The 13,187-nt window shown below is 60.8% G+C and carries 10 protein-coding genes; all 10 read left to right on the top strand.

All coding sequences use genetic code 11. The features are described 5' to 3' along the window. Positions 1 to 12: 12 nt before the first annotated feature. The 10 genes from BMX59_RS10110 (at position 13) to BMX59_RS10065 (ending at position 13,150) form a co-directional block, all read left to right on the top strand. The gene (locus BMX59_RS10110) at positions 13 to 1,293 is read left to right on the top strand and encodes an alkane 1-monooxygenase (RefSeq protein ID WP_093121224.1); all 1,281 of its coding nucleotides are present in this window, start codon (positions 13 to 15) and stop codon (positions 1,291 to 1,293) included. A gap of 133 nt (positions 1,294 to 1,426) precedes the next feature. Then, complete coding sequence (praA, locus tag BMX59_RS10105; RefSeq protein WP_071487971.1) at positions 1,427 to 1,921, top strand: alkane oxidation protein activator PraA; 495 nt, start codon at positions 1,427 to 1,429, stop codon at positions 1,919 to 1,921. A gap of 132 nt (positions 1,922 to 2,053) precedes the next feature. Then, positions 2,054 to 2,548: an alkane oxidation protein activator PraB gene (praB, locus tag BMX59_RS10100; protein WP_071487970.1), complete on the top strand. Its 495-nt coding sequence runs from the start codon at positions 2,054 to 2,056 to the stop codon at positions 2,546 to 2,548. Positions 2,549 to 2,945: 397 nt separating this feature from the next. Then, positions 2,946 to 3,461, top strand: a complete 516-nt coding sequence (praB, locus tag BMX59_RS30965) for an alkane oxidation protein activator PraB (protein WP_093121223.1) — start codon at positions 2,946 to 2,948, stop codon at positions 3,459 to 3,461. A gap of 86 nt (positions 3,462 to 3,547) precedes the next feature. Beyond that, positions 3,548 to 5,005 carry an outer membrane protein transport protein gene (locus BMX59_RS10090; RefSeq protein ID WP_092244250.1) on the top strand — a complete coding sequence of 486 codons (1,458 nt, stop codon included), beginning with the start codon at positions 3,548 to 3,550 and terminating at the stop codon, positions 5,003 to 5,005. A 263-nt stretch (positions 5,006 to 5,268) separates the two neighbouring features. Beyond that, positions 5,269 to 7,794: an acyl-CoA dehydrogenase gene (locus tag BMX59_RS10085; RefSeq protein WP_093121222.1), complete on the top strand. Its 2,526-nt coding sequence runs from the start codon at positions 5,269 to 5,271 to the stop codon at positions 7,792 to 7,794. 88 nt (positions 7,795 to 7,882) lie between these two features. Next, the gene (locus BMX59_RS10080) at positions 7,883 to 9,226 is read left to right on the top strand and encodes a 3-oxoacyl-ACP reductase (protein WP_093121221.1); all 1,344 of its coding nucleotides are present in this window, start codon (positions 7,883 to 7,885) and stop codon (positions 9,224 to 9,226) included. Between the two features lie 3 nt (positions 9,227 to 9,229). Further along, positions 9,230 to 10,120 (top strand): MaoC/PaaZ C-terminal domain-containing protein, encoded by an 891-nt coding sequence (locus BMX59_RS10075; protein WP_093121220.1) that lies wholly within the window; start codon positions 9,230 to 9,232, stop codon positions 10,118 to 10,120. Continuing rightward, the gene (locus tag BMX59_RS10070; protein ID WP_092244238.1) at positions 10,117 to 11,415 is read left to right on the top strand and encodes an acetyl-CoA C-acetyltransferase; all 1,299 of its coding nucleotides are present in this window, start codon (positions 10,117 to 10,119) and stop codon (positions 11,413 to 11,415) included. The genes BMX59_RS10075 and BMX59_RS10070 overlap by 4 nt, the downstream gene beginning before the upstream one ends. A 31-nt stretch (positions 11,416 to 11,446) precedes the next feature. Then, on the top strand, positions 11,447 to 13,150 hold the full coding sequence (locus BMX59_RS10065) for an AMP-binding protein (protein WP_071487964.1): 1,704 nt from the start codon (positions 11,447 to 11,449) through the stop codon (positions 13,148 to 13,150). Positions 13,151 to 13,187: the final 37 nt, after the last annotated feature.

Below are 13,187 nucleotides of genomic sequence, written 5' to 3'. Positions count from 1 at the left end.
ACGGAGGCTGCCATGAATCAGACCCTGGCAGCCCCAAGCATCTGGACCGACGGCAAGCGTCACCTGTGGTGGCTGGGCATCCTGCCCCTGGCCACTCCGTTGCTCTCCGGCACACTGGCCATCAGCACCGGTACCCAGCAACTCTGGTGGGTCGGTGTACTGGTCATCTTCGGCCTGATCCCATTGATCGATGGCTTGCTCGGTGAAGACGTGAGCAACCCGCCCGAATCCGCTGTCGGCCACCTCGAATCACAAAGCTACTATCGCTGGATCGTCTACACCGGCGTGGTGTTTGTCATCTCCTCGGTGGTGATCACCGGCTGGCTCGCCGCGGGCGGAATCGACTGGATCATCCAGGGTGGCCTGTTGCAGGCTGCCGCGAACCTGGAGCCGTCCAGCTGGCTGTCCCACGCCGCCAGTTACATCACCGCACGTACTCAACTGCATGGCGAACCGAACTGGTTCACCTACCTGGGCATGGCCATGTCGACCGGCGCCGCCACTGGCATCGCGATCAACACGGCCCATGAATTGGGGCACAAGCCCAACCCACTGGAAGTGTTCCTGGCCAAGGTCACCCTGGCACCGACCTTCTACGGGCACTTCTACACCGAGCACAACCGTGGCCATCACGTGCGTGTCGCGACGCCGGAAGATCCGGCCAGCTCGCGGTTGGGCGAGAGCTTCTGGGCCTTCCTGCCACGCTCGGTGTGGTTCAGCGCCCGCTCGGCGTGGAACCTGGAGCGCGAACGCCTGCGCAAGCTTGGTCTGCCGGCCTGGCACTGGCAGAACGGCGTACTCAGCGCCTGGATGTACAGCGTGGTCTTATGGGGCGCGATGATCGCCTGGTTGGGCGCGGCGGTGATTCCGTTCCTGATCATCCAGGGTATCTACGGCTTCTCGCTGCTGGAAGTAGTGAATTATGTGGAGCACTACGGCCTCAAGCGCCAGAAGTTGCCCAATGGTCGTTATGAACGTTGCTCGCCACGGCATTCATGGAACAGTAACCGTATTGTCACCAATATCTTTCTGTTCCAACTTCAACGGCACTCTGATCACCATGCCAACCCGACCCGTAGTTATCAATCGTTGCGCCACTTTGATGAGTCACCTCAACTCCCTTATGGCTACGCGAGCATGATTGTCTGGGCCTATGTACCGTACTTGTGGCGGCGGCGCATGGATCATCGCGTACTCAATCATTACGCCGGGGATATCACCCTGACCAACCTTCAGCCCTCACAGCGGTTGAAGTACCTGGAGAAGTACAGTAACAGCGCCAAGCCGTTCTAAGTTCAAGTAACCGGTTGTTGGCGTACTCGGGGCCTGCGTGCCGCGCAGGCTGCTTTTGCCCAAGGTTTACAAAACGAGTTGCAATACAGTGGTTTGACCCGAACAAAAATAATTAAAGGGAAGGACGTACACCATGCAATCACCTGCCAAGTTCACCACTCACATCGTATTGGCCGCGCTGGGCCTGATTGCCTATCACCAGGCCCAGGCTGCGCGCATCGAGCCGGCGGGCAGCGCCTTTACCGCCCAAGGCCCCATCAGCTTCTCCAAGGGTGCGCTGATCAGCGCCGACTGCACCATCAAGGTGGCCGGCAAGGTCGCGGCCGATGGTTCTTCGGTGAATGTCGACAAAGTGGAATTCGACGGCGGCCTCAAGTGCAGCCGCGTGGAAGCCATCAACTTGCCGTGGGTGTTAGTCGCCAAAGACACCAAGAGTGGTTCCATGTCGAAGATCAGCGTCGACGTGCATGCATTCGGTCTGGGCGGAAAGTGCGGACCTTCGACGGCTGATGGCACTTGGGATAACGCCACCGGCAAGTTGGAAGCCGCCAATGTACCCATTGGCGAAGACTGCAAGATCAAGACGGTGTCGATCAAGATGCCGCCGAACTTCAAAGTTGTTGAATAACCGTCGGATGTTACAGCGGTAATTGAATTGAAATTTGGCTGGAAAGGGAAGTTCTGCAGATTCACCGTGACCTCTCGTTCATGGCCATTACCCCCGGCGAAATGACTTCGCCATAACATGTGAGGAAAAACAATGAAAAGCTTGAAAACCCTCGTATCGTTGTCTGCTTTGGCTGTTTGCATGGGTGCTGCTTCGATGGCGAACGCGTACAGCATCAGTCCTGTAAACACGAGCTTCACCGCGCCAGGCACCATCTCGGTGAAGTCGCCTTCGTCCTTCCAGGCCACCGTTAACTGTGGTGCCACGTTTACCGGGAATGTCGATGCGACAGGCGTGGCCAAGATCACTGGCGTTGCGGTCACCGGTGGCGGCCTGTGCGCGCTGCCGAAGATCACCGGTTTGCCTTGGACCCTGACTGCCACGGGCCCTGCCGCCGGTTCGGTGACAAACGTCGGCTATACCATCGCCAGCTCGATTCTGTACCCAGCCTCCAATTGCGGCCCTTCGACTATTACCGTGGGCTACAGCGGTGGTGTGCTGACCGCTGCCAACCAGACCCTTAGTGGCAGTTGCACCGTGGTGAGCCTGAGCGTCACCCCATCGCCGACGTTGACCATTGTTCCTTGATGGTTGTTTGAGAACAAAGGGCTGATCACCCCTTAAGAAGACAAGCGTCTCTGTTGAGGCGCTTGTTGAGGGGCGCCAGGTGTTCCCTTGAACGTGGAGCGTCCATTTATACCGAGTGAACGCTGTCATTAGTTCAGAGAGGAATACGTCAAGTGCAAAAGACGACTGTGATCGCACGTGTTTGTTTGCTTGATTTAGTTCTGCGGCAGTGCCGATGGCCGCCTATTAACGTGAGTATTGGCAATGGCCCCGATGGTCTTGATGTTTCAGCAACCCATCAAGTGCCGGCTGGCGGCGGTACGGTGGTATAGATGAGTGTCGAAGTGTCCAACGCTATTTTTATTCCTTGAATAACAGTTCACGCTCATATCAACCGTCACACAGGGAAGAAAAGGTAATGAAGAGTTTGATAGCACTCGTAAAGGCAGGCTCGATAGTGTTGTGTCTTGGCCTGGGAGCGGTTGCCAATGCGGCGTCTTTCAGTCCACCCGGCGCGATTTTAACGACCAGTTCGGGCGGGACTATAACCATTAAATCCGCGTCGACATTTGGAGCTGCGGTCAACTGCAGCTTCGCATTTACAGGCGTGGTGGAGCCAGAGGGTGCAGGGCTGAAAATCAACACCGTGTCACTTTCCGGAGGGGCGATCTGTGCCCTGTATCAGCCCACTGATTTACCCTGGCGGTTGACGCCTACCAGCATCGCCACTGGTCAAATCACCGGCATGGCCTTGACCTACGCGACGACCTCTCCCGCGTGGCCTGCGACTCATTGTGCTCCATCCACCGTCTCTGTCTCGCTGGCTAATACACCTGGCGGCTTGAGTGTGGGCGCGAGCAACCAGGCACTTACAGGTGGCTGCACCATTGTCAGCCTAGGCGCCGTGGCCCCAGGTATTACCGTGCTTCCCTGAGCGGGATGCACAGCAAGTCAGGAAAACCAAGTAGCAACACGAGTCGGCTGGGGCCGACTCAGTGAGATAACAATAAGGAGTGCCGTATGAATAATAAAAAACAACAGGTACAGGTTCTGCTGGGCTTGGCATTAATGGGAGGGGTGATGGCTGCCGCGCCTGTACACGCCGGCGGTTTCTCTACGCCTACTTATGGGGCACCTGGTTGGGGTCGGGCCTTTGCTGGCGGTTCGTTGTTCAAGAACGATCCGAGTTCTGCGTACAACAACCCGGCAGCCATGGCTTTCGTAGAACATAACGTTGCGCAGTTTACGGTCGATTACGCGCGCATCAAGATCAAATACAAGGGGAGCGCCAATGATTACAAAGGCGACCCTATTGCCAATATCCCAATTGGGGACAACGGTTTTCCCGATATATCGGCGGCTGCGGTGAACAACAACGATGGGGGACAAGGCGGGTTTACGGCGTGGTTGCCGACAGGGTTCATGGTAATGCCACTTGGCGACCGCTTCGCTTTCGGTTTGAGCCAGGTGGTGCCCCAAGGCATGCGTTCGACATGGAATGAGGACTCCAAATTCCGTGATTTTGCCGTAGATACAAAGATCGAAACCGTTGGGTTGACAGGCTCTCTTTCATTCAAGGTCAATGATCAGTTTTCCATTGGTGGCGGTTTGATTGTTCAGCACAGCAAAGGTTTTGTGAGCCAGAACATCGATTTGTTTTCCGCGGCTTCCCTTTCCAACAGCCCTGAGCTGAGTGGTGTCCAATTTCCCTCAGGCGTGGGGGGCGCGCTGATGCGGGTCAAGGTCGACAATATTTCGACAGGCTGGTTTACCGGTGTGACCTGGAAACCGACTGATCAAGACACCTTGGGCCTTAACTATCATGCCAAGATCAAGAACAAGATGACGGGCAAGTACAATATTCGGGCGGACGCGTATAACAATGCCTTGATGACCCAACCCAGCCCGATAGGTGGCAACGGAACATTGGTTGAAGTGGCTTACCCAGGCCTAAAACTGTTCCCCGATGGTGCCCATGCCAGCACCCAGCTCGATATTCCGGCCACGGCTGGCTTTGACTGGGTGCACCAATTCAACGACCGCTTCACCTTGGGCGCGAGTGTGGTGTGGACGCAATGGTCATCGTTCAAGGATCTCACGCTGAAGTCTGGCGATATCAATATCGTCTCTATTCCTTACAACTACAAAGATACGTGGATGTATTCGGTCGGTGGCGACTTCCGCGCTACCGATGAGTTGACCCTGCGTGCCGGTGTCGCTATTGACCAGACGCCAACGCGTAATTCGACCCGTGATCCACGGATTCCGGACGGCGACCGCACCTTCCTCTCACTCGGAGCCGGGTACGATGTGAAAGCGATCAAGGGCTTGAGTTTTGACGTGGCCTACTCCCACCAGTTCGTACAGGAGGTCAAGCTGAAGACCAAGAACGTCGATCGCCTGGGGGGCGCCAGCCTTGACGGTAAAGCAGAATCGTCGGGCGATGTGGTCAGTCTCTCGGCAACCTACGCGTTCTGACGTTAAGAGGATGATGGAGAAGGGCATCAAGCGCATCTTGCTGCCCTTATCTGTGAGCGTCCTCCTATTCAGGGGTGATGAGCTCTTCACTATCACTTGAGCAGGCTGACGGGTTCAGCCGCTATTTTTTCGCCAATGAATTAAATAAAAATTTCAAAATAAAATTTGAATTTGCTTTTCCGAGTTTGTAGTGTGGCTTTACGCCGCCGCTCATTTCGAGCTGCATAGTGTTTGCCACGCCCTGATCGAGTAGAGGTATCCCCATGGTTATCTGGTTATTGGTGGGTGTCGCAGCTGCGATTGCCCTGGCGTATCGACAAGCCGCTGCCATTCACTGGCTGGGCGCTGGCGTGATCTGGCTGGCAGTCGGTTATCTGTTCAACGTGGTCGCCGGTTTCGGCATGACCGTCGCGGCGCTCCTGGTGCTTCTGCCTGCAGTGCTGATGACCATCAAACCCCTGCGCCGCACCTTGCTCACCAGCAAGGCTCTGGCGCTGTTTCGTACAATCATGCCCGCCATGTCCGACACCGAGCGCGCGGCCATCGAGTCTGGCACCGTGTGGTGGGACGCCGAACTGTTCAGCGGCAAGCCTGACTGGCAGCGCCTGTTGCAAGCCGCGCCCGCCAGCCTGAGCGCCGAAGAGCAGGCCTTCCTCGACAACGAAGTGGAAACCCTGTGCGACATCGCCAACGATTGGGAAACCACCCAGGTCTGGCAGGACATGTCCCCCGAGGGCTGGCAATACACCAAGGACGCCGGGTTCCTCGGCATGATCATTCCCAAGCAGTACGGCGGCAAAGGCTTTTCCCACTATGCGCACTCGCAGGTGGTGATGAAGCTGTCGACGCGCTGCTCGGCGGCGGCGATTTCGGTGATGGTGCCCAATTCCCTCGGCCCGGCCGAACTGCTGCTGCACTACGGCACCGACGCCCAGCGCAATTACTACCTGCCGCGTCTGGCACGGGGTGAAGACATCCCGTGCTTTGCCCTGACCAGCCCGTATGCCGGCTCCGATGCCGGGGCGATTCCCGATCTGGGCATCGTCTGCAAAGGGATGCATGAAGGCGAGGAAGTGCTGGGCTTCCGGGTGACCTGGGACAAGCGCTATATCACCCTTGGTCCGATCGCCACGGTACTCGGCCTGGCGTTTCGCGCAGAAGACCCGGACGGGCTGCTGGGGGCGCCGGGTTCGCTGGGCATCACCTGCGCGTTGATTCCTACGTCTCACCCAGGCGTCAACAGCGGTCGCCGCCATTGGCCACTCAACGCCGTGTTCCAGAACGGTCCTACCACCGGCAAGGATGTGTTCATCCCGCTGGAATGGGTGATCGGCGGGCGCGAACAAGTCGGCAACGGCTGGCGCATGCTGATGGAATGCCTGGCCGCCGGGCGCGCGATTTCCCTGCCATCGGCCAACGTCGGCCTGGGCAAGGTCGCGGTACGCGGCACAACCGCGTATGCGGCGATGCGTAAACAGTTCGGCCTGCCCATCGGCAAGTTCGAGGGGGTACAGGCGCCCTTGGCGCGCATGGCCGGGCACCTGTATGCCTGTGATGCGGTGCGTAAGGTGTCGGTAGCATCCCTGGATGCCGGTGAAAAACCTTCGGTGATCTCGGCCATTGCCAAGTACCACGTTACCGAACGGGCGCGGATCATCGTCAATGACGGCATGGACATCGTCGCCGGCAAAGGCATCTGCATGGGCCCGAATAACTTCCTGGCCCGCGCCTATCAGCAAAGCCCCATCGCCATTACGGTGGAAGGCGCGAACATCATGACGCGCTGCCTGATCATCTTTGGCCAGGGCCTGATCCGTTGCCATCCCTATGTGTTCCGCGAGATGGAAGCGGCGCGCAACCCTGATCGGCGCAAGGCGCTGGAAGCATTCGACAGTGCCATGTTCGGCCATGTGAGTTTTGTGCTGGCCAACACCGTGCGTGCGGTGGTGCATTCCCTTACAGGCGGCCGGCTGATTTCTGCTCCCGCCAAGACCGACCCCGCGCTGGCGTCCTACTACCGCCAGGCCAATCGCCTGTCGGTGGTGCTGGCATTGGTCTCGGACATTTCCATGGGCGTGCTGGGCGGAGCCCTCAAGCGCAAGGAAAGTATCACCGGGCGCCTGGGGGATATTCTGTCGCAGCTGTACATCCTGTCCTGCGTGCTCAAGCGCTTCGAGGATGACGGCCGGCCCCAGGCGGATTTGCCGCTGGTGCACTGGGCGGCCCAGGACGCCTTGCTGCGCGCCCATGAAGCACTGGCCGAAGTGCTCGACAATTACCCGTCGAAAGCCGCCGCCTCCGTGCTGAAGGCCTTGACGTTTCCCTTCGGCATCCCGCTGCGCAAACCGTCGGACCGCCTGCTGGCCCAGGTGGCCGATGTGGTGCAGACGCCGGGGGAAACCCGCGATCGCCTGCTGGCCAATTCCTACATTCCGCGTCCGGAAATCGACAAGCTGGCCTATGGCGAATTGGGCTTTCGCCTGTTGCCGCAAGTGGAGCTGATCGAGGCCCGGCTCAAATCCGCCGTCAAGCAGGGCCTGATCGAGCCGATGCCGATCTCCGCCACGGCGTTCACGACCTGGCGCGTCAAGGCGCGGGCACTGGACCTGATCAGCGACGACGAAGACACCTTGCTCGGGCGTTATGTGGAATACGCCGACCACGGCATTCAGGTGGATGACTTCCCGCAGGACTTCGGCTTGCTGGAGGCGTTGCAACAGCGCAAGCAAGCGCTGGAGCCGACGACGAAACGTCGCGCCAGCCAAAGCGAAAACGCCTCGGTCAATTAGGAAAAAAACCAATCAATGTGGGAGGGGCAATCCCCTCCCACACAGACCGTGTTTACACGGCATGTATGTGTGGTGAGTGAATCTATCTATGAGTGACAGCTACCTCTCGTTCGTCAATTCCCCCTGGGGCCGTCGCCTGGCCCAGGCCATGGGTTTACCGCAACCGTTGCCGCTGCAACGCCATCGCAGCGGCCAGCACGGGCTGGTCAACCCGGTGATCGTCGCTGGGGCAGGGCGCCTGAACACTGAAGTGCAGCGTGTGTTCGCGGCCACCGACACGGTCACGGCCACCCCGGCCACGCCCAAGGCACCGTCCACGGTCAAGGTGCAGGGCGCAGTGTTTGACGCCAGCGCCGTGGCCAGTCTGCAGCAGCTGGACGAGCTGTATGAATTCTTCCACGCCAACGCCAAACGCATCGGCCACCATGGCCGTGTGGTGGTGCTCGGCACTGCGCCGGAACATTGCCAGGACTTGCCCCAGGCCATCGCCCAACGCGCCCTCGAGGGACTGGTGCGTTCGCTGGCCAAGGAGCTGCGCCGGGCGATCACCGTGCAGTTGATCTACGTGGCGCCTGGTGTCGCAGGCGCGCTGGACAGCAGCCTGCGTTTCTTCCTGTCGCGCCGCTCGGCCTATGTGTCCGGGCAAGTGGTGCGCCTGGAACAACCGGTAGATGGCCAGGTCACGGTCAACTGGGACAAACCCTTCGCCGGCCGCCGCGCCCTGGTCACCGGCGCTTCCCGTGGCATCGGCCTGGCGATTGCCCAGGTGTTAGCCCGGGAGGGCGCGCATGTGGTGTGCGTGGACGTGCCCCAGGCGCAAGACGCATTGCAGCAAGCCGCCACCAGCGTTGGCGGTTCCGCGTTGCCGCTGGACATCACTGCCCTGGACGCTGCCGGCTTGTTGCAGGCCCACACCAGCCAATACGGCGGGTTTGATGTGGTGGTGCACAACGCCGGGATCACCCGTGATAAAACCATCGCCAAAATGCCCGAGGCGGCGTGGCGCAGCGTATTGGCCGTCAACCTCGACGCACCGTTGCAACTGAGCCAGGCGTTGCTGGACAACCAGGGGCTCAATCCCGGCGGGCGCATCGTGTGCGTGTCGTCGATCTCCGGCATCGCCGGCAACCTCGGCCAGAGCAATTACGCCACCTCCAAGGCCGGTGTGATTGGCCTGGTGCAAGGCCTGGCACCCCATGCAGCGGCGCAGCAGGTCACGGTGAATGCGGTGGCGCCCGGGTTCATCGAGACCCAGATGACCGCAAAAATCCCGCTGATGATCCGTGAAGCGGGGCGGCGCATGAACTCGATGTCCCAGGGCGGTCAGCCGATTGATGTGGCCGAGACCATCGCCTGGCTGGCACACCCGGCTTCCGGCGGGGTCAATGGCCAGGTTGTACGCGTGTGCGGGCAAAGCCTGCTGGGGGCCTGAGCCATGGACTATGTGACGCAGATTATCGACCCGCCGCCATCGCGCACCCGCTTGCTGCTGGATGGCGTGCGCGCCTTGCGCAAACCCAAACTCGACGGCGCGCCGGTGCTGCCCAGGGAGCGCCTGGTGCGCGCGGCCGCAGAGTTGTCCGGCGCCGGCATTGAGGCCTATGGCCGCGCCTGCGGTTTTCGCCGCGAGCAGGGTGTGCCGTTGTCCTATCCCCATGTGCTGGCGTTCCCGCTGCACCTGATGCTGCTCACGCGCCCAAGCTTCCCGTACCCGGCCAGTGGCATGGTGCACCTGGCCAATCGCATTCGCCAGCACCAGCGCCTGCACCCGGGCCAGGCGTTGCGCCTGGAGGTGTACGCCGAGCGCTGGGTCGCCCATCCCAAAGGCCAGGCGCTGAGCATCGCCACCCGTGCCTACGGCGCCGACACCCTGGTCTGGGAGAGCGACAGCCTGTACCTGCGCCGGGACGTCAAGGACCCGGTCGGCCAGCCGTGGGACGACGTGTTGCCGTTGCAGGAGGAGGGTCTGTTGCGCACCCAACGCTGGGTGTTGCCCGCCGACCTGGGCCGGCGTTTCGCCAGGGTGTCGGGGGATTTCAACCCGATTCACACCTCGCTGATCGGCGCGAAACTCTTCGGTTTCCGCCGCGCCATCGCCCATGGCATGTGGACCCTGGGCCGGGCGCTCGCCGCCCAGCAACCGCCCGGCGGGCTGGACCAGGCCGAGGCTCATTGCGACTTCAAGCTGCCGGTCTTCCTGCCCGGCCAGGTAGCGCTGTGGAATCGCCCCGTGACCGGCCCGCGCCGTGAATTCGAAGTGCGCAACTTCGCTGGCGACAAGCCCCATATGCGTGGCCTATTCATTTGGAATGAGAGCGTTCGATGAGTGACTACAGCTTCAACCCGCCGCCGGCTCGCCGCGTGGCGATTATCGGCGGCAACCGCATCCCGTTTGCCCGCTCCAACACGGTGTACGCCCACGACAGCAACCAGGACCTGATGGTGGCCGCCTTGCAGGGCCTGGTCGACCGTTACAACCTGCACGGCCAGCGCCTCGGTGAGTTTGCCGCCGGGGCGGTGATCAAGCACTCGCGGGATTTCAACCTGGCACGTGAGTCGTTGCTCTCTACCACCTTGTCCCCGGACACGCCGGCCTACGACGTGCAGCAAGCCTGCGGCACCGGCCTGGAAGCGGCCTTGCTGGTGGCGAACAAAATCGCCCTGGGCCAGATCGAGGTGGGCGTTGCTGGCGGTTCCGATACCACCTCCGACGCACCGATCGGCATCAACGAATCCCTGCGCCACACCTTGCTCGCTGCCAACCGCGCCAAGGGCATGGGCGCCAAGTTCAAGACGTTGCTCAAGGTTCGGCCGTCGATGTTCTTCAAACCATTGCTGCCGCGCAATGGCGAGCCACGCACTGGCTTGTCCATGGGCGAGCACTGCGAAGCAATGGCCAAGCGCTGGCAGATCAAGCGACTGGCCCAGGATGAGTTGACCCTCACCAGCCATCAGCGCCTGGAAGCGGCCTACAAGCGCGGCTTCTTCGACGATCTGATCAGCCCCCATCGCGGGCTGGCAAAGGACAACAACCTGCGCGCCGACGCCAGCCTGGAGAAACTCGCCGGCCTGGCCCCGGCCTACGACCGCCAGGACGGCACGCTCACGGCGGGCAATTCCACGCCGCTGACCGATGGCGCTTCGGTGGTGTTATTGGCCAGCGAGGCGTGGGCCGCCGAACACGGCTGGCCGGTGCTGGCCTACCTGCGTACCGGCGAAACCGCCGCGGTGAACTTCGTCGACGGCACCGAAGGCCTGTTGATGGCCCCGGCCTACGCAGTGCCGCGCATGCTCCAGCGTGAAGGTTTGAGCTTCAACGACTTTGATTTCTTCGAGATCCACGAAGCCTTTGCCGCCCAGGTGCTGTGCACGCTCAAGGCCTGGGAAGACGCCGATTATTGCCGCGAGCGCCTAGGCCTGGAGGCACCGCTGGGGGCCATTGACCGCGCAAAAATGAACGTCAACGGTGGCTCACTCGGTTGCGGCCACCCGTTTGCGGCCACCGGTGGCCGCCAACTGGCGGCGCTGGCCAAGCTCATTCACGAGAACGGGGGTGGGCGCGGCCTGATTTCCATCTGCGCGGCGGGCGGGCTGGGCATTACCGCCATCGTCGAAAAGTAGCTCTATCAAAAACAACAACAAGGAGACTGCCATGAACGCTGTAAGCCTGGAACACACCGAACGGGTCTGGTTGAACGCTTACCTGCCTGGCGTCCCGGCGGATATCGATGCCGGTATCGAGGACTATCCGTCGTTGCGCGAGGTGTTCCTGGAGCACCTGGATAAGTTTCGCGAGCGGGTCGCGTACGTCAGCATCGGCACCGAAATGACCTATGCCGACTGGCAGGTGCAAGGCTACGCTTTTGCGGCCTGGCTGCAGGGGCAGGGGGTCAAACAGGGCGACCGCGTGGCGCTGATGATGCCCAACTGCTTGCAGTACCCGATCTGCCTGTTGGGCACGATCCTGGCCGGTGCGGTAGTAGTCAATGTCAACCCGTTGTACACCGCCCATGAGCTCAAGCATCTGCTCAAGGACAGCGGCGCAGAAACCGTGGTGATCTTCGAGAACTTCGCCCACACCCTGGAAAAAGTCATCACCGGCAGCAGCGTCAAGCGCGTGGTGATCGCGGCCATCGGTGACCTGCTCGGCACCTTCAAGGGCGCAGCGATGAATTTCATCCTGCGCCGTGTGCAAAAACAGGTGCCGGCGTTCAACCTGCGCGGTTCGGTGCGCTTCAACCAAGTGCTGAAACAGGGGCGGGCACTCAACCATTTTCCGGTGGGGATGCATCTGGACGACCTGGCGTTTCTGCAATACACCGGCGGCACCACCGGCGACGCCAAGGGCGTGATGCTCAGCCACCGCAATATCATCGCCAACCTGCTGCAGGCCAAGGCGTGGGTGGGGGACCAACTGGACCAGGACAAGCAGGAAACCAACGTCACCTTGCTGCCGCTGTACCACATCTTTTCCCTGACGGTGAATTGCCTGATGTTCATGTGCCTGGGCGGGCGCAACATCCTGATCGCCAACCCACGGGACGTGAAACGGGTGCAGATGATCCTGCGCAAGGAGCGTTTCAACGGCATTGCCGGGGTCAACACATTGTTCAACGGCTTGCTGGAGAACAAGGAGTTCTGTGCGCGGGACTTTTCCGACCTGCGCATGGTGATCGCCGGCGGCATGGCCACCCACACGGCGGTGGCCAAGCGCTGGAAAGAAGTCACCGGGCTGCCGATCATCGAAGGCTACGGCCTGACCGAGTGTTCGCCGGTGGTGAGCATCAGCCCGATCAACATTGCGCGCATGCGTGAGATGGAGTTCACCGGCAGCATCGGCGTGCCCTTGCCGTCGACCTGGGTGCGCTTCATGCGCGAAGACGGCGAACTGGCCGACATCGGCGAGCAGGGCGAACTGCAAGTGCGCGGGCCGCAGGTGATGCAGGGCTACTGGAAACGCCCTGAGGCGACCGCCGAGGTGCTGGACGCCGACGGCTGGCTGTCGACCGGCGATATCGGCGTAATGGACGAGCGCGGCTATATCCGCCTGGTGGACCGCAAGAAGGACATGATCCTGGTCTCGGGCTTCAACGTGTACCCCAATGAAATCGAGGATGTGGTGGCGCTGCATCCAGGCGTGGGCGAAGTGGCGGCGATTGGGGTGGAAGATGGCGTGACGGGGGAGAGGGTGAAAATCATCGTGGTGCGCAAGGACCCGAACCTCACGCAGGAGCAGATTCTGGCGCATTGCCGGGAGTACCTGACAGGGTACAAGGTGCCCAAGTTCGTGGAGTTCCGTAGCACTGAACTGCCCAAGACCACCGTCGGCAAAGTACTGCGCCGGGCCTTGCGCTGACCTCGAATTGTCTATGATCCGAATGTGGGAGGGGGCA

The sequence above is a fragment of the Pseudomonas sp. NFR09 genome (assembly GCF_900111535.1).
In the GTDB taxonomy this organism is placed as follows: domain Bacteria; phylum Pseudomonadota; class Gammaproteobacteria; order Pseudomonadales; family Pseudomonadaceae; genus Aquipseudomonas; species Aquipseudomonas extremorientalis.
Note: the sequence above shows the minus strand (reverse complement) of the source record. Positions and strands in the feature narration are given on the sequence as shown.

What these genes read in the sequence shown, in the direction of transcription:
- BMX59_RS10090 (WP_092244250.1), top strand. Translation starts at nt 3,548, where the DNA reads ATGAATAATAAAAAACAACAGGTACAGGTTCTGCTGGGCTTGGCATTA.
- BMX59_RS10110 (WP_093121224.1), top strand. Translation starts at nt 13, where the DNA reads ATGAATCAGACCCTGGCAGCCCCAAGCATCTGGACCGACGGCAAGCGT.
- BMX59_RS10070 (WP_092244238.1), top strand. Translation starts at nt 10,117, where the DNA reads ATGAGTGACTACAGCTTCAACCCGCCGCCGGCTCGCCGCGTGGCGATT.
- BMX59_RS10065 (WP_071487964.1), top strand. Translation starts at nt 11,447, where the DNA reads ATGAACGCTGTAAGCCTGGAACACACCGAACGGGTCTGGTTGAACGCT.
- BMX59_RS10075 (WP_093121220.1), top strand. Translation starts at nt 9,230, where the DNA reads ATGGACTATGTGACGCAGATTATCGACCCGCCGCCATCGCGCACCCGC.
- praB (WP_093121223.1), top strand. Translation starts at nt 2,946, where the DNA reads ATGAAGAGTTTGATAGCACTCGTAAAGGCAGGCTCGATAGTGTTGTGT.
- praA (WP_071487971.1), top strand. Translation starts at nt 1,427, where the DNA reads ATGCAATCACCTGCCAAGTTCACCACTCACATCGTATTGGCCGCGCTG.
- BMX59_RS10080 (WP_093121221.1), top strand. Translation starts at nt 7,883, where the DNA reads ATGAGTGACAGCTACCTCTCGTTCGTCAATTCCCCCTGGGGCCGTCGC.
- BMX59_RS10085 (WP_093121222.1), top strand. Translation starts at nt 5,269, where the DNA reads ATGGTTATCTGGTTATTGGTGGGTGTCGCAGCTGCGATTGCCCTGGCG.
- praB (WP_071487970.1), top strand. Translation starts at nt 2,054, where the DNA reads ATGAAAAGCTTGAAAACCCTCGTATCGTTGTCTGCTTTGGCTGTTTGC.